Origin of the sequence: Proteinivorax hydrogeniformans, assembly GCF_040515995.1 — a bacterium.
In the GTDB taxonomy this organism is placed as follows: domain Bacteria; phylum Bacillota; class Proteinivoracia; order Proteinivoracales; family Proteinivoracaceae; genus Proteinivorax; species Proteinivorax hydrogeniformans.
In genome coordinates this window covers 1,028,293-1,050,701 of sequence record NZ_CP159485.1, presented here as the reverse complement: position 1 = coordinate 1,050,701, position 22,409 = coordinate 1,028,293, and the positions used below count along the sequence as shown (strand labels likewise).

The 22,409-nt window shown below is 36.9% G+C and carries 20 protein-coding genes; 6 read left to right on the top strand and 14 right to left on the bottom strand.

The window, feature by feature from the left end:
* Positions 1-11 precede the first annotated feature (11 nt).
* The 5 genes from splB to PRVXH_RS04920 all read right to left on the bottom strand — a co-directional run bounded on the left by splB (position 12) and on the right by PRVXH_RS04920 (position 4,783).
* Complete coding sequence (gene splB, locus PRVXH_RS04940) at positions 12-1,022, bottom strand: spore photoproduct lyase (protein WP_353894203.1); 1,011 nt, start codon at positions 1,020-1,022, stop codon at positions 12-14.
* 271 nt (positions 1,023-1,293) lie between these two features.
* Positions 1,294-1,848, bottom strand: a complete 555-nt coding sequence (locus tag PRVXH_RS04935) for a GerMN domain-containing protein (protein ID WP_353894202.1) — start codon at positions 1,846-1,848, stop codon at positions 1,294-1,296.
* Positions 1,849-1,912: 64 nt separating this feature from the next.
* Complete coding sequence (locus PRVXH_RS04930; protein WP_353894201.1) at positions 1,913-2,623, bottom strand: acyltransferase; 711 nt, start codon at positions 2,621-2,623, stop codon at positions 1,913-1,915.
* Between the two features lie 78 nt (positions 2,624-2,701).
* On the bottom strand, positions 2,702-4,105 hold the full coding sequence (locus PRVXH_RS04925; protein ID WP_353894200.1) for a HAMP domain-containing sensor histidine kinase: 1,404 nt from the start codon (positions 4,103-4,105) through the stop codon (positions 2,702-2,704).
* Positions 4,106-4,783: a response regulator transcription factor gene (locus PRVXH_RS04920; RefSeq protein ID WP_353894199.1), complete on the bottom strand. Its 678-nt coding sequence runs from the start codon at positions 4,781-4,783 to the stop codon at positions 4,106-4,108.
* A 133-nt stretch (positions 4,784-4,916) separates the two neighbouring features.
* On the opposite strand from PRVXH_RS04920, the gene PRVXH_RS04915 reads away from it, so the two are divergent.
* Positions 4,917-5,831 (top strand): lysine exporter LysO family protein, encoded by a 915-nt coding sequence (locus PRVXH_RS04915; RefSeq protein WP_353894198.1) that lies wholly within the window; start codon positions 4,917-4,919, stop codon positions 5,829-5,831.
* Positions 5,832-5,901: 70 nt separating this feature from the next.
* On the opposite strand, the gene PRVXH_RS04910 is transcribed toward PRVXH_RS04915, so the two are convergent.
* Together PRVXH_RS04910 and PRVXH_RS04905 are read right to left on the bottom strand one after the other, a co-directional pair.
* Positions 5,902-6,201 carry an MTH1187 family thiamine-binding protein gene (locus PRVXH_RS04910; RefSeq protein ID WP_353894197.1) on the bottom strand — a complete coding sequence of 100 codons (300 nt, stop codon included), beginning with the start codon at positions 6,199-6,201 and terminating at the stop codon, positions 5,902-5,904.
* Positions 6,202-6,215: 14 nt separating this feature from the next.
* Entirely contained in the window at positions 6,216-8,702 is a 2,487-nt protein-coding gene (locus tag PRVXH_RS04905; RefSeq protein WP_353894196.1) for a heavy metal translocating P-type ATPase, read from the bottom strand.
* A 183-nt stretch (positions 8,703-8,885) separates the two neighbouring features.
* On the opposite strand from PRVXH_RS04905, the gene PRVXH_RS04900 reads away from it, so the two are divergent.
* Positions 8,886-9,848: a DUF4236 domain-containing protein gene (locus PRVXH_RS04900; protein WP_353894195.1), complete on the top strand. Its 963-nt coding sequence runs from the start codon at positions 8,886-8,888 to the stop codon at positions 9,846-9,848.
* 43 nt (positions 9,849-9,891) lie between these two features.
* On the opposite strand, the gene PRVXH_RS04895 is transcribed toward PRVXH_RS04900, so the two are convergent.
* The 6 genes from PRVXH_RS04895 to PRVXH_RS04870 all read right to left on the bottom strand — a co-directional run bounded on the left by PRVXH_RS04895 (position 9,892) and on the right by PRVXH_RS04870 (position 14,982).
* Positions 9,892-10,386 carry a DUF456 domain-containing protein gene (locus tag PRVXH_RS04895; RefSeq protein WP_353894194.1) on the bottom strand — a complete coding sequence of 165 codons (495 nt, stop codon included), beginning with the start codon at positions 10,384-10,386 and terminating at the stop codon, positions 9,892-9,894.
* A gap of 24 nt (positions 10,387-10,410) precedes the next feature.
* Complete coding sequence (locus tag PRVXH_RS04890) at positions 10,411-10,911, bottom strand: NAD(P)H-dependent oxidoreductase (protein WP_353894193.1); 501 nt, start codon at positions 10,909-10,911, stop codon at positions 10,411-10,413.
* A complete protein-coding gene (locus PRVXH_RS04885; RefSeq protein ID WP_353894192.1) occupies positions 10,908-12,086 on the bottom strand; it encodes a metallophosphoesterase in 1,179 nt (392 codons plus the stop codon). The genes PRVXH_RS04890 and PRVXH_RS04885 overlap by 4 nt, the downstream gene beginning before the upstream one ends.
* A 256-nt stretch (positions 12,087-12,342) precedes the next feature.
* Positions 12,343-12,582, bottom strand: a complete 240-nt coding sequence (locus PRVXH_RS04880) for a chloride channel protein (RefSeq protein WP_353894191.1) — start codon at positions 12,580-12,582, stop codon at positions 12,343-12,345.
* Positions 12,583-12,687: 105 nt separating this feature from the next.
* On the bottom strand, positions 12,688-12,984 hold the full coding sequence (locus PRVXH_RS04875; RefSeq protein ID WP_353894190.1) for a hypothetical protein: 297 nt from the start codon (positions 12,982-12,984) through the stop codon (positions 12,688-12,690).
* A gap of 165 nt (positions 12,985-13,149) precedes the next feature.
* On the bottom strand, positions 13,150-14,982 hold the full coding sequence (locus PRVXH_RS04870; RefSeq protein ID WP_353894189.1) for a methyl-accepting chemotaxis protein: 1,833 nt from the start codon (positions 14,980-14,982) through the stop codon (positions 13,150-13,152).
* A 201-nt stretch (positions 14,983-15,183) separates the two neighbouring features.
* On the opposite strand from PRVXH_RS04870, the gene nifJ reads away from it, so the two are divergent.
* On the top strand, positions 15,184-18,687 hold the full coding sequence (gene nifJ, locus PRVXH_RS04865; protein WP_353894545.1) for a pyruvate:ferredoxin (flavodoxin) oxidoreductase: 3,504 nt from the start codon (positions 15,184-15,186) through the stop codon (positions 18,685-18,687).
* Between the two features lie 99 nt (positions 18,688-18,786).
* Positions 18,787-19,593: an arginine deiminase family protein gene (locus PRVXH_RS04860; protein WP_353894188.1), complete on the top strand. Its 807-nt coding sequence runs from the start codon at positions 18,787-18,789 to the stop codon at positions 19,591-19,593.
* Between the two features lie 4 nt (positions 19,594-19,597).
* Here the strand turns inward: PRVXH_RS04860 and PRVXH_RS04855 are convergent, their stop codons facing one another.
* Positions 19,598-21,025, bottom strand: a complete 1,428-nt coding sequence (locus PRVXH_RS04855) for an HD domain-containing protein (RefSeq protein WP_353894187.1) — start codon at positions 21,023-21,025, stop codon at positions 19,598-19,600.
* A 148-nt stretch (positions 21,026-21,173) separates the two neighbouring features.
* Here PRVXH_RS04855 and PRVXH_RS04850 point away from each other — a divergent pair, with 148 nt between their 5' ends.
* The gene (locus tag PRVXH_RS04850) at positions 21,174-21,947 is read left to right on the top strand and encodes a threonine/serine exporter family protein (protein WP_353894186.1); all 774 of its coding nucleotides are present in this window, start codon (positions 21,174-21,176) and stop codon (positions 21,945-21,947) included.
* A 13-nt stretch (positions 21,948-21,960) separates the two neighbouring features.
* Positions 21,961-22,404 (top strand): threonine/serine exporter family protein, encoded by a 444-nt coding sequence (locus PRVXH_RS04845; protein ID WP_353894185.1) that lies wholly within the window; start codon positions 21,961-21,963, stop codon positions 22,402-22,404.
* Positions 22,405-22,409 lie beyond the last annotated feature (5 nt).

Genomic DNA, 22,409 nt, shown 5'->3' with positions numbered 1-22,409 from the left:
TTTTCACCGCCTTAAACAATATATAATATCTTTGCCTTAGGAAAAAGTTTTGTGATGTTTTCTTTGAAAAATTCTTCTAGCTCACCATATTGTTCTTTTTGATATACATATTTAGTATAACCAAACTGTCCATATTTTAGTTTCCTTTCCTCTTCATCTAAAGGTAACGTAGTATTAGGAAAAACATCTAAAATATTTTGTTTTGCTCTTTTTGTAAACCTATGTGCAATAAGTTCAAAGGTTAATGTAGGAACATCATACAGATTTTCTGCTAAACTTTCTAATAGGTTAATATAATCTTTTTTCCAGTTGGGATATAAGAAAATAGGAGCAATCAAAAACCCCATTGGGTAGCCACTTTTCGAAACTTTTTTAGCTGCCTCTACTCGCCTTTTAGCGCTGGCAGTTCTATGTTCATATTCACTTATGATTTTTTCGGTATTAATGCTAAATCTAAACTCAGTATGGTTGTTGTGTTTCAAGTTTAATAACTCATCTACATTATCAAACTTTGTGACAAAACGAAACCTCCCTCGCTTTTGTCTTCCAAAAAATTCGATAGTTTCTGCTAAGTTGTTAGTATAATGCTCTAAAGGAAGAGGATCAGAAGTAGCTGCACCTTCAAAAATTATCGTCTCCTCTTTTTTCTCATTTATATAGTCTTCAGCCTTAGCTAAAATTTCGTCCGTGTTTACATATACACTGATATAAGGTTTTTTCCCTAAAGTTGTTTGTAAGTAACAATATTGGCAAAGACCTGGACAGCTAGTCACAAGGGGCAACTGATAATGAGCCGATGGTTTACAACTTTGAAACTTCAAGGTTTTTCTAACTGCTATCACCAATGTCTTTTTAGCTTCATTATATGCTTGCTCAGCAGTTTTTCCTGGGATTTGAGTCACCCTATTACTTTTTAAAATTTCTATATTAATACCGTCTTTTCTTAACATATCATAAATAAGTTTTCCTTTTGGATAATCCAAGCTTTCTTTGTGAAAAAGAGCTCTCTTAGGTTTATACATACATACACCTCCTTAATATAGGATGCCACTAAAAGAAAACAATATAAGAAAATAGTGGCTGGGACATATCCTGGCCAAAACAAATAAAAAATGGTTCCAATCACCTACTTTTAATGATTGGAACCGTTTTTTATTGAGTAACTTGATACTAGCATTGGACTTTACTGACATTCAAGAGCATTGGCTAATGTGATAATCATATGGGATGGTTGACACAGAGGTCAACCACTACCTCTTCGAGGGTTAGGGGGCGTTGTCAAGTAGAACATTTTTAGTCGTTTGACTGTAAGTAGTTAAGCATTTCCTCTCTTTTTAGAGGCTGCATAATGCTGTAGTGCCCTGCTAAAGTTTCCACTCTCTCACCCTCTATAAGAATTTGGACAGAGTCGACATGGTCTAAAACTGTCAAACTTAAGACTAAAGAACTTAAGGTTACCATTTCTCCACTTGTTCCTCCCCAATGTAAGTTCAATATTGACTCCTTAAAATTTACAAACGCCACCCCTTCAATAACCTCTACCCCATAAACTTCGGTACCTTTAGGAAAAGTGGGAAACAACTCTTCAGAATCAGGGCCTTTAATAAGCTCTTCTACTATCCTTTTTTCTATCTCCTCACCCACTTTAGCATGGCGCTTTTCCAAAATAATTTTGTCAGACTCTCTATTTGTAAAGTAAAGTGATATCATTTCTGACTTATTACTCTGAGGGTTTGGCACCACCCCCAAATGTCCCTCTTCGCTTACATTCATAAAGTGGGCAAAGACAGTTCCACCTATTAAAAAAACCAAAATAAGTATTACTGGGACTAGAACTCCTTTTTTCAAATGACAGCCCTCCTTAAAAACAAGTTAATATTATTTTAACTTGTTTTTTTTACAAAACTATTAACTATATCCACATAACATCTTTTTTCACAACTTTTGCAGGATTTCCTGCAACTAGAACATTTGAAGGAACATCTTTTGTTATTGTTGCCCCAGCAGCAATCACAGAATTATCTTCTATAGTCGTCCCCTTTAAAATTGTTGAATTACACCCTATCCAAACATGGTCGCCAATTTTAATTTTTTCAGGAAAATCTTTTTTCCCTTTATAAAAAAGCTTATGAAAATCACTATCAATGATAGATGTTCCCCAGGAAATAGCGGTATTTCGCCCTATAATAATTTCACTAGAGCAAAATATTTTTGCATCTGCAGTTATATAGGTACAGTCATTAATAACTAACTTTCCTCCTTTTGCAACCACAATCTGCACTCCAGGACCAAGTTTAACTCTGCCATTTATTTCGAGCTGCCCTCCGGGAAAAACGACTACATTAGCAGAGGAACTAGATAGATTAGTTATATATCTGCCTCCCACAAAAAGTTGTCCATTTATATTAACTTTAGCATTACCTTTACGTTTAACCCTACTTCTCCAATCTACCACCAGTTGAAGAGGTTTAAATGGATTTAATCCTAAAAATACCCTTAGTATCATACTATAAAATAAGTTTACAAGTATAACAGGATGATTAATTAACATTCTAAATACTTTTCGTCTGTTTATATATTTATTTCTTTTAGTTTCTCTGTCACCTGTTTTTAAACGTGACATCAAAAACTCCCCCTATACTATTTTGTAATAATATAGGATGTGACATTTTTTTAAATATATCCATTTTGTTTATAAGAATTAGAACAAAGTAGCTTGCTTAGGCAGCTTTATTGTAAATATAGTGCCTGTTTCCAACCTACTTTCTACATCTACTCTGCCACCATGCAGCTGCGCTACATCTTTTACTATTGCTAAACCAATACCATTTCCACCGGTATCTTTATGCCTAGCTTTATCCACTCGATAAAAACGGTCAAACAGGTGTGGCAACGCTTCAGGTGGGATCCCCTTTCCACAATCCTTAATTGCTAAAATTATCTCTTTTCTGTTGGCTTTAAGTTTTACCTCTACTATACCATTTTCTCCGCTATACTTTATGGCGTTATCTAGCAAGTTTAGTATCATCTGTCGTAATTTCTCTCTATCTCCGAAAATCTTTTCCTTTAACTCTTTATTGTCAAATTTTATTTTTATACCTTTTTGATCAGCAATAGGCTGTATAGAGTTAACCGCTTCATCCACCAAATAGGAAAAGATGAAGTTCTTTTTATTAACCTTGGTACTTATGTTAGAAACCTTATTAAACTCTAGCAAGCTGCTGACAGTGACATTCATCCTGTCTATTTCCGTAACTATATCTTTTAAAAACTCTTGATATGTTTCTTTGCTTTCTTCCTCTCCCAACGATTCAGCTAAGGCTTTTATAGAAGCTAAAGGTGTCTTTAAATCATGGGATAAGTCAGCCAAAAAAGTTAACCGGTTTTCATCATTTTTTTCTAATTGTTCAGCCATACTGTTAAAGTTTTGAGCAAGTGTTCCTATCTCATCATTTGAACGCACAGGCACTCTTGTATTTAAAAGCCCCATGCTCATTTTTTTAGAACCTTCTGTCAAGTTGTTTATAGGCTCTAAAAGAGAATTAGATATCACAATAGATAACACAATTACTACAATCACTGAAATTATTGATATAGTAAAAATCATAATACGAACATCGATAACAGCACTTTTTATATCATCGACATAAGAGGAAGTAAAAATGGAACCTATTACTTCACCATCTTTTAAAACTGGGACTGCAACATACTTCACCCACCCAGCATCAGACAAATAATAAGTTCCAGTTTTGCTATCACCTTTTAATGCATTACTAACCTCCGAATTAGTGAGAGTGGTCCCTAGAATGTGACTGCCATCAAAGGAGTCCATCAACACAACTCCTTTGGTATCTGTATAAAGAAGTCTCATCTCCATTCTAGGGAAATTAGCATCTATAATATCCTTAAGTTCATAAATATTTTTGTCTAAATTATTAGCTACTGTAGTGGCTATTATATTTGCTTTTTCTAACTGTTTTGCCTGTCTAGTTTGAAAAAAGTGTTTTTCTGTTGATGTTGTAGCTAAGTAATTAGTAACCAACATCACTGCGGTAAACACCAAGGCAAAAATAATAGTAATCTTCCACTTAACACTCAGACCCATCTAGTTGTTACCTCCAAAGAAGTACCCAACCCCCCATTTAGTTAAAATATATTTAGGGCTAGCAGGATCACATTCAATTTTTTCTCTAATTCTTCTTACATGTACATCAACTGTTCTAATATCTCCGAAAAATTGATATCCCCAAATCATCTCTAATAAATTTTCCCTTGTATACACTCTGCCGGGGTGCGCCGCTAATAATGTTATAAGATCAAACTCCTTAGCAGTCATTTCAACTACTTCGCCCTTATTTAAAACCTGTCTATTAGATGGTACAATCTTAATATCACCAAAGTTCATTTCTGTGGGACTATACGATTTGGGTGCTCTTCGTAGGATAGCCTTTATACGTGCCATAAGTTCTCTTGTGTTAAAAGGTTTAGTCATGTAATCATCTGCTCCAAATTCTAAACCTAATATCTTATCTATGTCATCACCCTTCGCTGTAAGCATTATGATTGGCACCTCAGAAGCCTTCCGATATTCTTGACATAAAGTTAATCCATCGACCTTTGGCAACATAAGGTCTAATATAACTAAATCATATCTATCCCTTTCAAACCTTTCCCTAGCTTCAGCACCATCAAAGGCACACTCAACTTCAAATCCTTCCTTCTCTAAACTATGAGCTAACCCTTTGACCAAAAGCTTCTCATCATCAACAACTAAAATTTTCATTTTTTCACCACCTAATATTAATCCAAAAAGCAATCCTAAATGTTACATATTTATTACTATTCGAGATTTATATATTATTTCCTTTTAATTTGCATCTCAATTGTAAAAAAATTAAAAATTTGGAGTTGATATCATGCTTTTAATTTTGTTAACAGTATTGTTAGGCTTCTTCTTAGCTTTTTTGTTAAAGAAAGAGTGCAAAAAAATTATTAATTTAGGTATTACTTTGGCACTTATAGGACTTCTTTTTTCTATGGGAGTGGCACTTGGAAATGATGAAAATATTTTAGCTAACTTTTCTCAAATCGGAGTTAAAGCCTTTATCATTGCGTTGGCCACTATTTCAGGTAGCATTTTAGCTTTATGGTTAGTTAATCTAAAAGTTAGATTTAACCTAAGTAAACCCTCAACTGAGCCTAAGTCAGCCAAACCATCATACCAAGGTTTGAAACTTATAGTTTATATTTTTATTGCATTGGCACTTGGTATAGCAGTGGGCGCTTTTGATCCTGCTGGAATTGCTGGTTTTATAGAACGAACTGGAATGGTTTTTTTGTATATTTTGCTGCTGCTAATTGGATATGACCTTTATAATAATAAAGAGACATTGCAAAGCATAAAAAAAGAAGGCCTAAAACCACTTTTAATACCAATATCAATCGCTTTTGGCTCGATAGCGTCGATGCTGCCGTTAATTATAATTCTCCCATTAAACTTCTTTGAACTAGGAGCTGTAGCTTCAGGGTTTGGGTGGTATAGCTTATCATCTGTTATTATTTCACAATCTTATAGCAGCTACTTAGGTATGGTTGCGCTATTATCAAATATAATAAGAGAGGTATTAGCATTAATAATAACTCCCTTAGTCCCTAAGTTTTTTCCTAAAATAGTTGCTATCGCACCTGCGGGCGCAACTGCAATGGACACCTTGCTGCCTATCGTTATAAAAAGCACTCATGTTGGGATAACACCGATGTCAATACTAACAGGAACTATATTATCCACCCTTGTTTATATCCTCGTCCCCTTTTTCTTAATGTTTTTATAATATTAGTAAAACTACATTCAGTGGGGCAACAGCAAAGCCGGACGCTTAAGTTTATAGCGTCCGGCTTTGTTTATAGCTTTTCATTTACTGAATTAATTTTTTTATCCATCGACGATTCTTTATCTCTACGATCATCAATTCTTATTTGGGTGCTAACCCTAGCGGTATCTGCCTCAAAAGGAACTTCATGCATTTTTCTAATTAAACTTAAACACTCATCTAAGTCTCCTTCTAAAATAGTCCCCATGGGGGTAAGTTGATAGTTTACTTTATCTTGGCTTTTTAGAAGCTTATGAGTACCTGCTACATACATACTTAAGCTTGGAGTTTGGGTTCCTAAAGGAACTACAGTCACTTCAACAATAGCCATGTTTTTACCTCCCTTTAGTTTTGTTTTAGATAACTAGGGTCTACGTCTACTTTTTTAAGTCGCAACGAGTTGTATGCTACATTTAATGAGCTCACAGACATAGCCGCAGCTCCAATCATTGGGTGTAATAGGCCTAGCATAGCCACTGGGATGGCAATCGCATTATAAAACCACGCCCAGAAATAATTTTCCTTAATTTTTTTAAAAGTTGCAGTTGATAGATTGATTGCTGAAATAATACCGCTTAACTCACCTTTCACCAATGTAACATCAGCTGCTTCTATGGCTATATCTGTACCAGTTCCTATCGCTATTCCAACATTAGATTGCTTTAAAGCTGGAGCATCATTTATTCCATCTCCCACCATAGCAACAACTTCATATTTTTCCTGTAAGTTTTTAACCTCATTAACTTTCCCATCAGGCAGCACTTCTGAAATAACAGAGCTAATCCCTACTTTTTTACCTATAGCATTAGCTGTTCTATTATTGTCTCCAGTGATCATAGCTGTTTTAATACCCATTTTCTCAATTTCAGCTATTGTTTTTTTAGAGTCTTCTTTAATAGGATCTGCTACAGCTACAACCCCGATTAACTTATTACCCTTAGCTACCATCATCGCTGTCTTTGCTTCGTTTTCTAGCTGAACAAGCCTGTCTTGCTGGTGTTTAAAGTCCACATCATTTTCCTTCATAAGTTTTCTGTTCCCCACTAGCACTCTTTCACCATCAACGAATCCTGCTACTCCTTTACCAACAATAGCACTAAAATCCGTAACTTCCCCTAGCTTAATCTCTTGCGATTTTGCGCTTTCAACAATGGCATGGGCCAAAGGATGCTCTGAAGTATTTTCTAAGCTAGCAGCGGCATATAGCACATCACTTTCACTTAAGCCTTCTGCAGGTAGAAGGTCTGTAGTTTCTGGCTTACCTTTAGTTATGGTGCCAGTTTTATCAAAGGCTATAACCTTAATATCTTTAAATGTTTGTACAGCTTCACCATTTCTGATTAAAATCCCTTTTTCAGCACCCATTCCACTTCCCACCATCAGAGCAGTTGGAGTTCCTAACCCTAAGGCACATGGACAGGAGATTACTAACACAGCAGTAGCCGTTATAAAGGCCAAGGTGAGAGGAGTAAGATCGGGGTTTACCCATGGTAAAAACTGTGCACCCCAATTAATTATACTCATGTGAAAATCGGGAAATAAGTTAAATGATATGAACACTAGTACTGTAAGCCCTATAATAACGGGAACAAAGTAGCCAGTAATTTTATCTGCAAACTCCTGTATAGGAACTTTAGAACCTTGGCACTCTTCCACCATTTTTATAACCTGAGATAAAAATGTATCCTTGCCTACCTTGGTAACCTTAACCTTCATAGTTCCTTGTTTGTTAATGGTTGCACCAATTACCTCGTCTTCTACTTTTCTTTTAACAGGAACAGGCTCTCCCGTTGCCATTGACTCATCAACTAAAGAGCTCCCCTCAACTACAACACCGTCGGTGGGTATTTTGTCTCCTGGACGTATCACCATAACATCCCCCACCTGTAGCTCTTTGGCAGGAACTTCTATTTCTTTACCATCTTTTATAATTTTAGCTGTTTTTGCTCCCATTTGTATTAGCTTTTTAATAGCCTGAGAGGCTCTTCCTTTAGCCCTGATCTCTAAGTATTTTCCAATTAAGTGAAAAGTCATTATCGTAGTAGCCATTTCAATAAAGGTCTGTATGTCAGCGATAAACAAACCGGTAAGTCCGATGACATATGGAGGAACTGACCCTAACGAAACTAGAACGTCCATGTTGGGCGTTTTGTTTTTTAAGGCGTTATAACTTCCTTTGTGTACATTTTTTCCCAACCAGAATATATTAGGAAAAGCCAAAACAGCAGTAATCGGCAGATATCCTGGTATTGGGGTTATAAACATATGAACCATCATAAGAAGCATAACTGCCCCACTGAAAAGCGCAGAAAGTTTCATTGTCTTCTCAGCTTTTGCCACTTTGATCTCATCTTCGTCAACTTCTAAAGCTTTTGTATCCTCTTCTAGGATAAGCTCAAACCCTAAGTCTCTAGACTTTTGCTGAATTTCTGCAAGTTTAATATCGGAGGGATTATATTCTATGCTAAGCTTTTCCGAAGCAAAGTTAACGCTAGCGGACTTAATCCCTTCCGTGTTTGACATAACTTTTTCTAACCTATTAGAGCAAGATGTACATGTCATTCCACTAACATCTAGCACTACTTTTTGATGCTCCTCTTCTCTATCCTCATACTTTACATCATATCCTAACCCTTTAATCAAATCTGTAATATCTTTTTGACTTACTTTACTACTATCCAGCTTAACAAATCCCTTTTCCGTTGCAAAGTTTACCGAAGCCTCTAACACTCCTTCAGTGCCTTCTAAGGCCTTTTTAACATTGGCTGCGCAACTAGAACATGACAAACCGCTTAAACCAAAATACAACTTTATATCTTCTTGTCCTTCCATGTCATAGCCCCTTTCATTTATATAACTAGCGAGTTTATTTTAAAGGCTCTAATATCAGTATACCCCCCGCAGGTATGCTAAGTCAACCGTAAAAAAATTACCTAAAAAGCAACTTTATAACTGTACAGTTCTGTCATTTGTTTATATACTTTAGTTAAAGTATTTTTAAGGGAGTGTTTTACTTTGGGTTTTAGATTTAGAAAAAGTGTTAAATTAGGTAAGGGCGTTCGATTAAACTTAAGTAAAAGAGGAGTAGGAGTTAGCACAGGGGTGAAAGGAGCTAGAGTAGGTATAGGCCCTAGAGGTGTAAGACAGACTGTCTCTGTTCCTGGAACAGGGGTGTCCTTTGTAAAAGAGAGGCGCTTAGGGCCAAGTAAAGCTAGCTTAACACCTTCATCTAATAACAACCACCAAACTACACCTACAGCAGAAGTAAAATTGCCACGAAAAAACATCAAATACCCTACTCATGCATGGATTTTAATAATAGTCGGTCTTATGACAATACCTCTTTTAATAGGGATACCCATTTTTATATTTGGGATATACAACATATATTCATACCAGAAAAAAGACGAAGCTAAAGCAATAGATTCTTTCAATAAGGCAATGAAAAAGCTAAAAATTGGCGAATATTCATCTGCTTTGGATTTGCTTCAAAAAGCTAATAAGCTCAAACCAAATGATGAAGAAACTATGTACTACTTAATGATGTGCTACCATGATTTTGAAAATGATTTAAAAAATTCCTTAATGCTAGGGCAAAAACTGCTAGAAAACGATTCTGAAAATATTATATACAAGTATTGTGTAGCCAGTTTCTATTATAAGCTAAAGGAGTATGATCAAGCTATATCACTACTCCAAGAGTTACGCCACGTCAAAGATATCCAAGAAGAAGCAACTATTTTGCTGGGCAAATGCTTTTTCAAACTTGAACAATTTACCGCCGCCCTTGAAGTGTTAAACCAAGGTCCAATTAGAAGAAGAAACCCGGACCCTAACATGATGGATGCTAGGTATTACTTAGGCTTAACCTGCCTTAAACTAGGGAAAAATAGCAGGGCCAAAACACACCTATCCGCAGTTTTCGCAAATGATATAAATTATAAAGATATTCAGAGCTACAAACACTTACTAGATTAAAGCTAGTGCCCTACGTTTTAAAACGTAAGGCACTAGCTTTATTTTATATCAAAAACACTATTAAATTATAGATTACCGTAACTGCAAAAAGCAGCCAAACAAAAAGTTTAGCAATTACTGTTGTAACATAACCGAGCAAAGCACCTAAAGCGATGCTAGCAGCTTTTTTCCAATGATATCCATATATTAGTTCACCAACAAAAGCCCCCACAAAACAGCCTATTAGCATCCCAGGTATGTTAAAAACCAAAAAGCCAATAACCATACCTAAAATATTCCCCACAAGGCCAGGTCTCGACCCGCCTCTGAGCTTTACACCTACAGTAGAAGCAAGATAATCAAAAACAAATACAAACGCTGTTAGCGCTGTTAACACAATAAAAACAGCTGTGGAAACATCGAAAACCTCCCACCACCAAAAATCCAATGCCAATAACAACCATAAAAGCTGGATTGAAGGTATCCCTGGTATAAAAATTCCAACCATGGCTATTATCAACGCTGTGATAACGCCAACTATAATTAGTACAGTTCCCACTTAAAGACCTCCCCCACTACACCTCTAACTTAACACCTTCTGAAGCTTTTGGGCCCATTTAGCGATAGTCTTTTTGTTAACTTCGCTATCTTTAGTAGCAGGCTCGAAAAAGTCCATTTCGGATACGATAGTATTATTTTGTAGATAGTTTCTCATGTCGTTAATTGTTTTGCCTAGTTGCCCCCCATGACAGCTGTAAAGGGCGATTTTTTTGTCTGTTAGAGGGTATAAATTTAAAAATGATCTAATTGGTGGCGAAAATGTCCAAGCCCAAACCGGTGTCCCTATTATGATATTAGCGTAATCATCTAGATCTAGGTTTATAGGCTTTATCTCTGGTTCTTTTTTCATAAATACCTGGGCCCCACCCCAAAAGTATCTTTTAAACTTTCCACCTGTGATATCTTTTTTAGGCTCAATCCTAAGAGTATCTACCTCTCCCTCAAGATTGTTTGCTAACTCATCAGCAACAAACTTACAGTTACCATCTAAAGAATAATAAAGTATTAAGGTTTTTCTATTCACTTTTCCTCTCCTTCCTTTTTTATATTCAAAGTAATTTGGACAATCTCTGATTTATGACCTGTCCGAATAGGAGGCCCCCAGGTCCCTGCGCCTGCAGTTACAATACTGGTAAACTCTCCCTTACTATACTGTCCCCAATGATTCTCAAAAGCTATTTTAGTTAAAAAGTTGTTAGGAAACAGCTGCCCTCTATGGGTATGCCCAGAAAGCTGTAAGTCAACGCCAATCTGGATAGCTTCATCAAATTTTGTCGGCTGATGAGTTAAAAGTGCAACTGGATTACTAAAGTCAACATCTTTCATCCAGGTATTAAGAGGAATTTGATCTTTACCACAATATTTCGCTCCAGCCGGGTCCATTCTACCTGCGATAACAAAGTTATCTAAAACAGTGACGTGCTCATCGACCAAAACCTTAATGTTAGCACGCTCAAGGCTTTCTGCTATCTGCTTATGTCCTCCACCAAAATAATCATGGTTGCCTAAAACTGCAAATGAACCGATTTTAGGCGATATCTTGGCTAATGTGTCTTCCATTTTTAATTGAATAAAAGGGCGAACATCTTCATCCACTATATCTCCTAAGATGACAACTATATCCGGTTCTAATCTATTTACTTCATCTACAAACTTCTGTAATAACCTGTTATCTACAATTGTCCCTAAATGCAAATCCGAAATAGCAACTATATTTAGTTTGTCATAATCTATATTTTTTTTTGGAATGGCAATAGAATAATTTATAACCTCTATCTCGCTGGCATTTTTATACCCCTTTATTATTATCACAGTTATAAAAACTAAAAAAATTGCTCCAAACCAAAATAAAAAAAGCTCATTATCCCACACAGAAAAGCCAGGACGAAAAAAGTTAACTAAGAAAACTGTTAAGTCAATAACAGCGAAACTAATCATAAAATAAAAGAGTAAAGCCAGCCAATAAGCTCCTACCTTTTTGGCTCTTCTAACAGTTATTGAAGGAAAAATTTTATTAAAAACCCTGGAAATTACATATGTATATGCTATAATCCAAAAAATCATCCAATAAAGAACTGATTCAAAAAAAGGAATTATTGCACTTACAAATAACCATAATCTTATTCCAACATAAAAGTTAATTATCGTATAAATAGCAATAAAAACAGTAACAATTGCAGCTATTAAAATCTGACTCATTATACACCTCTCCCTATGACCAAAATAAGAACTCCCACCTACTGGTTCAGTAAAGAAGGAGTGAAAGCTTTTATTGTGTTATCTTCCAACAATAATATTCTATACAATAATTAACTTTTTATCTATCATCTTTTATATAAATAAATTTGTCAATCTTATTATAGGCGCTGGGACCTTTAATTTCAAGTTTGAGTCAAGTTGAAAGTTTTTCATAACAGAAAAGCCTACTGCTTAAAATTAGCAGTAGGCTTTTCTGTTAATGTTCTTTTAGATTTCTATCAGTTTTTCTTATAGCCTTATACTTTTTGAACTCTTTCCCCTCTTTAGAGGAAATATTATAAATGACAGAGCTTTGTGCTACTGCATAACCCATAACACTTCCGATGGTTGCAGGAACTCCTAGCTGAAGCCCCACCATTTCTACTAGCATGATAGCCGCGCTAATTGGCACATTTGCTATTCCAGCTAACGCTGCCGCCATCCCCGCTATAACCAATGAAGCTGAAAGCGCAAACCAGATTATCTAAACCACCACCGATAACTAACATCGGTCCTTCAACACCACCACTTCCTTGAAACCCTAAAGTTGCAGCTGTGGCAATTAACTTACTAAACAAGGTTCTAGTTTTGAACTGGATTTTTTTCTTTTATTTATCGCTAGCAGATATTTATCTGTCCCAAACCCTGCTGCATCAGGATCCCATAGGTAAACCAAAGAAACTAAAGCTCCTCCTATAATTGGGGCAAGCCAGAGAGGTAAAATAATTCCTAATACATCAACAAAATCTATACTGTTTCTCAGTACATAGGCAGCTAACCCTCCTCCCACACCCATAAAGGTGGCAATAGTTAGCCATTTAACCATATATACGCTGATAAACTGAATCTTTTTTGGCATGTCATCACTTCCCTTTGACAAAAAATGAGCCTTAATATTAACATGCCTTAAAAAGCCGGTCAATAACCCTAACTATATTCGCAAAAGTAAGTAATAAAAAACTATTTGCACATTGAGATTCGAGTAAAAAAATCCCCTCACAATTTATAATGAGGGGATTTTAAGCTAGACTTTAAATCTATCTACCGCTTCCTTTAACTCATCGGCAAGGTTCGCTAGCTGTTTGCTATATTCTTTAATTTCTTCCATAGACGCCGTTTGTTGTTGTGTAGCAGCTGCAATGCTTTCCATTTCGCCAGCCACCTTCTGGCTAGAGCTTTCTACGTCATTAACAGAGTTTGACACCTCATTTGTGCCACTATCTAACTGATTTGTCATACCGGCAGTTTTTTCAATTTCTTTGCTTACATCATCAATAATTGAAGTTATTTGCGAAAAAGACTGATTAGCCACTTTTATAGTTTGCATCCCGACATCTACATTTGATTTATTTTCATTTATTGTTTCAACAGTGCTGCTTACGTTATTTTTATTATCTTCCACTATGTTGGTTATCTTCTCAATCGCATCTTTTGATTCTTCAGCTAACACCCGCACTTCCTCCGCCACGACTCCAAAACCTTTTCCAGCCTCACCGGCTCGTGCTGCTTCAATAGAAGCATTTAATGCAAGAAGGTTTATCTGGTTAGAAATCTGTTGAATAACGTCAACAACCTCTGTTATTTGGTCAGAGCTGGACTCTACTCGGCTAAGAGATTGAACCATTTTATCAACGGAGTTACCGATGTTATTCATTTGTTCGTTAACCTTAGCTATATTATCCGCTCCTTGTACGGAGCTGTCTTTCATTTCTGTGTTTAAGGTAGATATTTGATTGGAGGCTTTATTTAAGTCATGGATAGCTGAAATCATATCATTCATGACACTTATAGAAGACTGAACAGATTTAATTTGATAATCAGCACTACTGTTAGCTTCATCTGCGGAAACAGAAACCTGGTTATTTGCTTCGCTTAATTGGTTTGCCCCGTTATACAATTCTTTAGAACTTTTATTTAGCTCATCAGACTTTTGTAAAACCTTAAGAAGCATCTTAGACATCGAAGAGGCAACGCTGTTAAAGCTTCTGGCAACGTCTCCAACCTCGTCTTTGCGCTTTAAAATTTTGTCATCTAAGCTTTGTGTAAAGTCGCCTTCTGCTAATCTTTGGCTACTTGACACCATAACCCTTAAGGGGCGGGTTATAGTCTTTGATAAAATCAAAGCGGCAACAATACCCACTATAATTATTACAGCAAAGTACCTGATTATAAGCCCTCTCAGTCCAGAGACGATACGATTAAAGTCATTCTCTAGATCTTGGTACATCCCACCAATTACCTCAAAGTCATTTTCATTTATAAAATCAGCACTAAGTCCAACCTCTTGAATTTCGTATAATAACTCTGAAATACTTAATTCACTAATATCCCCTAATAACTCATAACCATTTATCTCACCGATTAGAGCTCCAACAACTTCGCCACCCTCTGTTATAGGTGCTGACATCAAAACCTGCGCTCCTCCTGTATCAAAGTTAGGCTGAGCAATTACATTCTCACCAGATAAGGTTCTAACAAGAATATCTTCGCCTGAAAGTTCTTCCTCTCTACCATCTATAAAGGACGCCTTTCCATTATCATCTACAATAGCAAAGCTAGTAAACCCACTTACATATCTATGTTCATGTAGAACTTCTTTTTGCTCTTCACTATCGATATCAACACTTTCAAGCTCACCAGAAATAACATTTAGCAAGTCAAACTGCTCATCAACTTTATCTTCTAGCAAGACCCCAACATCTTCGCTAGTTTTTAAAGCGACATTTGATAGCTCAGAAGTTATAAAGCTTGCTGCAACACTAATGGCGACATACCCTAAAACAACAGTCACTAAAAGAATCACTGCTATAAAAGAAATCGCCATCTTAACACCCAAAGTCATTCGAAACTTTTTCATCTCCCCAACTCCCTTAACTTTATATATAGTCATCTTCATTATTCGACAAAATTATCTTTATTTCCTTTTATTTGTAATAAATGTTTATACTTTTACTTTTTTTAGTTAATATCTTTTTGGAAATTTGAGCACAATAATGCTAAGTATGGAATTTTTTATAAAAAAGGAGAGTTGAGATTGAATAATAAAAAGTTTAAAACTATGGATGGAAACGAAGCAGCTGCATATGTTTCATATGCCTTTACAGATGTTGCTGCAATTTACCCAATCACTCCATCTTCACCGATGGCAGAGGGCGTCGATGAATGGTCTGCCCACGGCAGAAAGAACATTTTTGGTCAACAAGTGAAGGTAGCTCAGCTTCAATCTGAAGCAGGAGCAGCTGGAGCTGTACATGGCTCTTTACAGGCTGGAGCTCTAACTACTACATATACTGCATCTCAAGGCCTATTACTTATGATTCCCAACATGTACAAAATTGCCGGCGAGCTACTTCCATGTGTTTTTCACGTAAGCGCTCGTGCTTTAGCTACCCATGCTCTTTCAATTTTTGGCGACCACCAAGATGTCATGGCTACTCGCCAAACAGGATTTGCACTCCTTGCTTCTAGCAGCGTTCAGGAAAGTATGGACTTAGCTGCAATTGCCCACCTTGCTACAATCAGATCTAGAATTCCTTTTCTACATTTTTTTGATGGTTTTAGGACATCTCACGAGTATCAAAAAATTGAAATTATCGACTATAATGTTTTTGATGAGTTGGTCGATTATGAGGCCATAAAAGACTTTAGAAAAAGGGCCCTTAATCCTAATGCTCCAGTTACTAGGGGTACTGCACAAAACCCAGATATTTATTTCCAAGGTAGAGAGGTTTCAAACCCGTTTTATGAAAAAGCACCTGATACTGTAGCCCATTATATGGAGGTTTTAGGTAAACGCACCGGTCGAATGTACAAACCATTTGACTATTATGGCGCTGACGATGCCGAGAGGATAATAATTGCCATGGGCTCTGTATGCGAAACGATAGAGGAGACTGTGGATTACCTAATAGAGCAGGGTGAAAAAGTAGGTGTGATCAAAGTTAGGTTATATCGTCCTTTCTCTGCTAAACACTTTTTTGAGGTTCTGCCTCAAACAGTTAAAAAGATTGCAGTATTAGATAGAACCAAAGAACCAGGTGCTGTTGGCGAGCCGTTATACGAAGATATCAAAAGCTTGTTTTATAACCGAGAAGCGCTAACTATAGTTGGCGGGCGTTATGGACTAGGCTCTAAAGATACCACACCATCCCATATCAAAGTTGTTTATGATAATCTTGATGGAAAAGAGCCTAAAGATGGATTTACAATCGGTATAGAAGATGATGTAACATACACTTCTTTAAACATTGAAAAAGAAATTAACACAACCCCTAAAGGAACTGTTAGTTGTAAGTTCTGGGGGTTAGGGTCAGATGGCACAGTAGGAGCTAATAAAACAGCGATCAAGATTATTGGTGACAACACCGATATGTATGCTCAAGGTTATTTTTCCTACGATAGTAAAAAATCAGGTGGAACTACCATATCCCACCTTCGCTTTGGGGATAAACCAATAAAATCTCCATATCTAATAAGGCAGCCTGATTTTGTGGCCTGTCATAACCCCGCATACGTAAACCAATACGAAATCTTAGAAGGTTTAAAGCCTAAGGGCACCTTCGTCTTAAACTGCTCCTGGTCAGATGAGGAATTAGATGGTTTTCTACCTGCCTCAATAAAAAAATATCTTGCAGATAACGAAATAAACTTTTACACCATTGATGCTGTTGAAATTGCTGATGAAATTGGCCTAGGCGGTCGTATCAACATGATTATGCAAGCTGCCTTTTTCAAGCTTGCAGAAGTTATACCCTTAGAAGATGCAGTAAAATATTTAAAAGACGCCATAAGTGACGTATACGGCAAAAAAGGCGAAAAAATTGTAAGCATGAACCACAAAGCAGTTGATGCAGGAATTGAAAAGTTAAGACGAGTTTTGGTTCCTTCTCAATGGTCAGAAGCATCGGAAGAAGAAATCAAAAAAGATTATCCAGGCTTCATCGGGGAAGTAATGCGGCCCATGGCCAAACATAAAGGGGACAATTTGCCTGTAAGTGCCTTTTTAAGCCGAGAAGACGGAACCTTTCCTCATGGAACTACAGCCTTTGAAAAACGTGGTATAGCTGTTACAATTCCTAGGTGGATAAAGGAAAATTGTATTCAGTGCAATCAATGCTCCTACATCTGTCCACACTCCGTCATAAGGCCAATGCTGCCGACAAACCAAGAGCTTGAAAACGCACCTGAAGATTTCCCGATGGTAGAAGCTAAGGGCAAAGGTTTTGACGACGTAAAGTACAGTCTTCAAATCTCTCCAATGGATTGCACAGGCTGTGCAAACTGCGCAGATATCTGCCCAGCCCCAAATAAAGCACTAGAAATGGTAGAAGCAGGACAACAAATGGAGTCTACAAACCACATTTGGGAATATGCCATCGAAAACATCACCCCAAAACAAGATAAATTAAATAAATTCACTTTAAGGGGCAGCCAATTTAATAGGCCTCTTCTAGAGTTTTCTGGGGCTTGCGCTGGCTGTGGCGAAACCGCTTATGTAAAGCTTCTAACCCAGCTATACGGAGAGAGAATGATGATAGCAAATGCCACCGGTTGTTCCTCAATTTGGGGTGCAAGTGCTCCCGCTACAGCTTACTGTAGAAATAGCGATGGCAAAGGACCAGCTTGGGCAAACTCTTTATTCGAAGATAACGCAGAATTTGGGTACGGCATGATGTTAGCAGAGCGCCAATGCAGGGATAGGCTAGAAGACCTTATGAGAGATGGTTTAAAAGCAGATCTTCCTGCTGATTATAAACTAGCTATGGAAAAATGGCTTGAACATAAAGATGATGGTGAGATGTCAAAAGAACCATCTGAAAAGTTAATACAACTAATCGAATCTAACACTTTAGGAAACTACATCCTAGAGGAAATTAAAGATAAAAAGCAATTTCTCGTCAAACGCTCCCACTGGGCGATAGGCGGAGATGGTTGGGCCTACGATATAGGTTATGGGGGGCTTGACCATGTTCTCGCCTCCGGAGAAGATCTCAACATCTTGGTAATGGACACAGAAATTTACTCAAATACCGGCGGTCAGTCCTCAAAAGCAACACCAACTGCTGCTGTTGCAAAATTCTCAGCCTCTGGGAAAAAAATCAGAAAGAAAGATTTAGGCATGATGGCTATGAGTTATGGTTATGTTTATGTAGCACAAGTTTCGATGGGAGCTAACATGAACCACGTAGCTAAAGTCATGAAAGAAGCTGAAAGTTATAAAGGTCCTTCACTAGTTATCTGCTATGCTCCTTGCGTCAGCCATGGGATTAAAACAGGTATGGGAACTACTATAGCACAAGAGAAGAAGGCTGTTGAGTCTGGGTATTGGCATCTGTACCGATATGACCCACGACTTAAAGAGGAGGGCAAAAATCCTTTTATGCTAGACAGCAAAGAACCTTCAACTTCATTTAAGGATTTCTTGCACAGCGAAATCCGTTACTCTCAAATAATGAACACATTCCCAGATATAGCAGAAGAATTATTCGAAGCAGCAGAGCAAAATGCCAAAGAAAGGTATCAGACCTACAAAAGGCTAGCAGAAATGTCCTATGAGGAGTAAAAAAAGTGGCGGGGTAGCCCCGCCACTTTTTACTTCCTAGCTGTTCTTTCAACAATCATCAATTGCAATCACCTTTAAACTTATAAGGGAGGAAACACCATGCAGATTTCTATCTCTAATTGTTACGATTCTTTGCGGTTTGCTTTAATGGCTTTCCCTAGTGACATCGCTGTTACCGTTGAGAGTCAAGAAAAATACCAGTTTAACAAAACTCTTGCCTGTAATCAGTATAACTTATTGGTTAATACTTTGCTGGATTTCGGTGTTGAAGTTCGTTTTTTAGATCAGACTAACAGCCCCACCCAAATTTACACCCGAGATGTTGGCTTTATTTTAAATGATACTATATTCATCTCCAAAATGTCGGAGGACAATAGACAACAGGAAACTGAAAGCTTAATTGACTTTGTAAATCAACACAACCTAAAATCTTATAAGATGCAGGAATTTGTGGAAGGTGGAGATGTTTTTGTTCACGAGGACAAGGTAATAATCGGTATCGGCGAAAGAACTACTGAAAACGCCGCTCAAGAAATCAGTCAGCAGCTAAACTATACAGGCTCAAACTATCGGGTAATCAAAGCTTATTTTGACTTATCGTTAATTCATCTAGACTGCGCCTTTAATATTTTAGATAAAGATACTTGTTTAATCACCGACGGGTTATTTAACGCCGATGAAATATCAAAGTTTTTCCCCAAAGTCATTAAAACCCCTTTTGACAAAACCACCCTAGGACCAAATATAATAAACCTAGGAAACAAAACACTCCTTTGTAGCAATCAGCAACTAGCCAACACCTTAAATCAAAATGGATTTAAGGTCATTCATATAAACTACGAAGAAGTAGCAAAAGTAAGCGGCGGACTAGGGTGTAGCATTCTGCCTATTCTAAGATCCAAATGACCCCTTATTGCCTCTTTTTTTTCATATTCCTAACCGCCGCAATAGCTTGCGGCTTGTTTTTGATTGTTCCTTCCACCTGCTGAAGTTTTATTTTTTGCAGCACCTCTCCAACTAGCTCTGATTGAGGGATCCCCATTATCTCCATTACCTCAGCCCCTGAAAGCAGCTTAGGTAGTTTTTTAAGCTCTTTTTCTAATTGAACAGCTTTACGTAACAGTTCATATATAAATTTTTGGTTTTCAAAACTGTTTTTTCCCTTAGCTGCATTAGTTGCATTGCCATCAGCAAGCGCCAATAACAAAACACCTAAAGCATCGCCACCTGTCTTATAGACAAACCTTCGCATTGCTTTTGCACTGACTTTACCATTGTTATAAAAATTTAACGGATACATATGATAGTTTATCATTGTTTTTAGCAAGTACTTTTCGTCATTGCTGATTGTGAGATTTTTTAGATAATCTCCTACTAACTCTGCACCGACCTTGTGATGGTTGTGAAATGTTATTCTACCATCTTCATTTACTTTCATACACTTAGGCTTTCCTATATCATGTAAAAACGCCGCAAGCTTTAAGGTGGTATAGCGCGGGTATCCTCGCTTAAAATCTTCATATAAATAACCTAAAACCTCTGTTTGTATTTCGTCAGGAAACTGGTGATTATGTACAATGTCGTTTAAATGTTTTAACACTCTTAAACTATGCTTAAAAACATTTTCTACATGGTAAAAGTTTTGATTTGTTGCTTTTAGCTCTTTCATTTTTGGAAATAAAGTACCCAAAACTTTTAAATCATCTAGCAAGACAAAGCTTTTCTCGGCACTGACACAGCTTAAAATCTGCCAAAGCTCGTCAGCTATTCTTTCTTTGCTACAGTTTATAAGTAGATGATTATCTTTTTTAATCTTTATTTGAACATTGCTGCTTAAAGAAAACTCTTTAGTCATTGCAATTCTTATTGCTCTAAGCATTCTTAGGGGGTCAGCATCAATGTTTTCTTCGCTTATCGGCACAATTAGTCTTTTATGTAAATCTTGCATGCCCCCTGCTACATCGATAACCGTCGATTCGGTGATACCATACGCCAAGTAGTCTTCTAAGCTAACAGCCATGGCGTTTACGGTAAAATCTCTTTTTAGTAAATCGGATTTAATATCATCTGTAAAACATCCTACATCTAGCATAAACTTATTGTCTTTAAGAGCCACTCTATAAATTCCGTTTTTTCTATCTAGTGGAATAAAACTGCCACCTAATCGCTGCGCTATTTTTTCAGCTAAGCTTTTGCTATTTCTACATACAATATCAATGTCTTTAGTTGATTTTCCCAAAAGATTATCTCTTACAAAACCACCCACTACATATATTTCTCTACCATCTTCTTTATAACTTTGGATAACCTTTAAAATTTCATTTATACTCATCGACATTTTTATCCCCTCATTATCTATAATTATCATCCATTGTATAGTAATTTAATTTATTACTCAACCTCGCTATTTAAGTTTGCACCTATTTGAATTTGTATTAAATAATGTTATAATAACACAATCAAATAATAGTAAGAGGTAGTCAGATATGGATAATAAAAAAGCCCCCAAAAAAGCTATAGTAATAGCGTTATATGCTGGAGAAATCATGCTGAAAAATGGTGGAGAAACCTATCGAGTTGAAGAAACCATGTGCTACATATTACGGTCACTAGGTGTTAAGCACGCGGAAAGTTTTGTAACTCCTACAGGTATCTTTCTATCCTCAGATAGCCCTCAGGACCAAAACCCGTACTCAATAGTTAAACGGATACGAAACCGGAAGATTAACCTTACTGCTGTTTCAGAGGTTAATAGCTTTTCTCGGGAAATGGTAGCTGGCAAAATATCTATGGATGAGGCCATGGGCAGGCTAAAAGCAATAGATAGAAAAGCTGGCTATAGCCGTTTTCTCAAAGCTTTTGCCGCCGGGCTATTAGCTGCATCATTTACTATGCTTTTAGGAGGATCAATAAAAGATTTTATGCCAGCATTTATCACCTCTTTGGCAGTGCAGGCTACTGTACAACCTCTAGGGAAAAATGGGTTTTCATTTTTCCTGACAAATATCGCTGGAGGTTTTGTAGCAGCTTTTATGGCTGTTGCACTAGCTTGGCTTGGTATGGGCAATAGCATCGATAAAACAATTATCGGTTCTATTATGACCTTAGTTCCAGGCGTTGCAATTACCAACGCTATCCGAGATTCTATCTCCGGAGATCTTATGAGTGGCACAGCTCGAGCTGCTGAAGCCCTCTTAATTGCGGTTGCTATAGCAACTGGAGTGGGTGTAGGCCTGCAAATTCTAACTCCAATTCTTTAAGAGGTGATTAAAAATGATTTTGGAAAACTTTTTCTTTGCTTTGTTGGCAACATTAGGGTACTGCATAGTTTTTAATGTGCCGAAAAAATATCTTCTTCTATCTTCTTTTGGTGGAGCTATCGGATGGATTACTTATGTTTCATTTAATAGCTATCTTGATTCACCGGTTACTGCAGTCTTTATAGCTTCATCTATAGTAGGATTATGGGGAGAAATTCTATCAGTAAAGATTAAGGATTTGGTAACTATATTTATCATTCCGGGAATTATCCCCCTAGTACCAGGCTCAGGAATGTATTATACCGCACTAGCTATAGCAGACCAAGACTTTGAACAAGCTGCAGCTACTGGTAGCGAGACGTTATTTATAGCTATAACCATTGCAAGTGGCATCATTTTAGTTTCTTCACTATCTAGACTAATCCGTGGCAGAAAAATTATGAGCATAAAGCATTAAAAAAG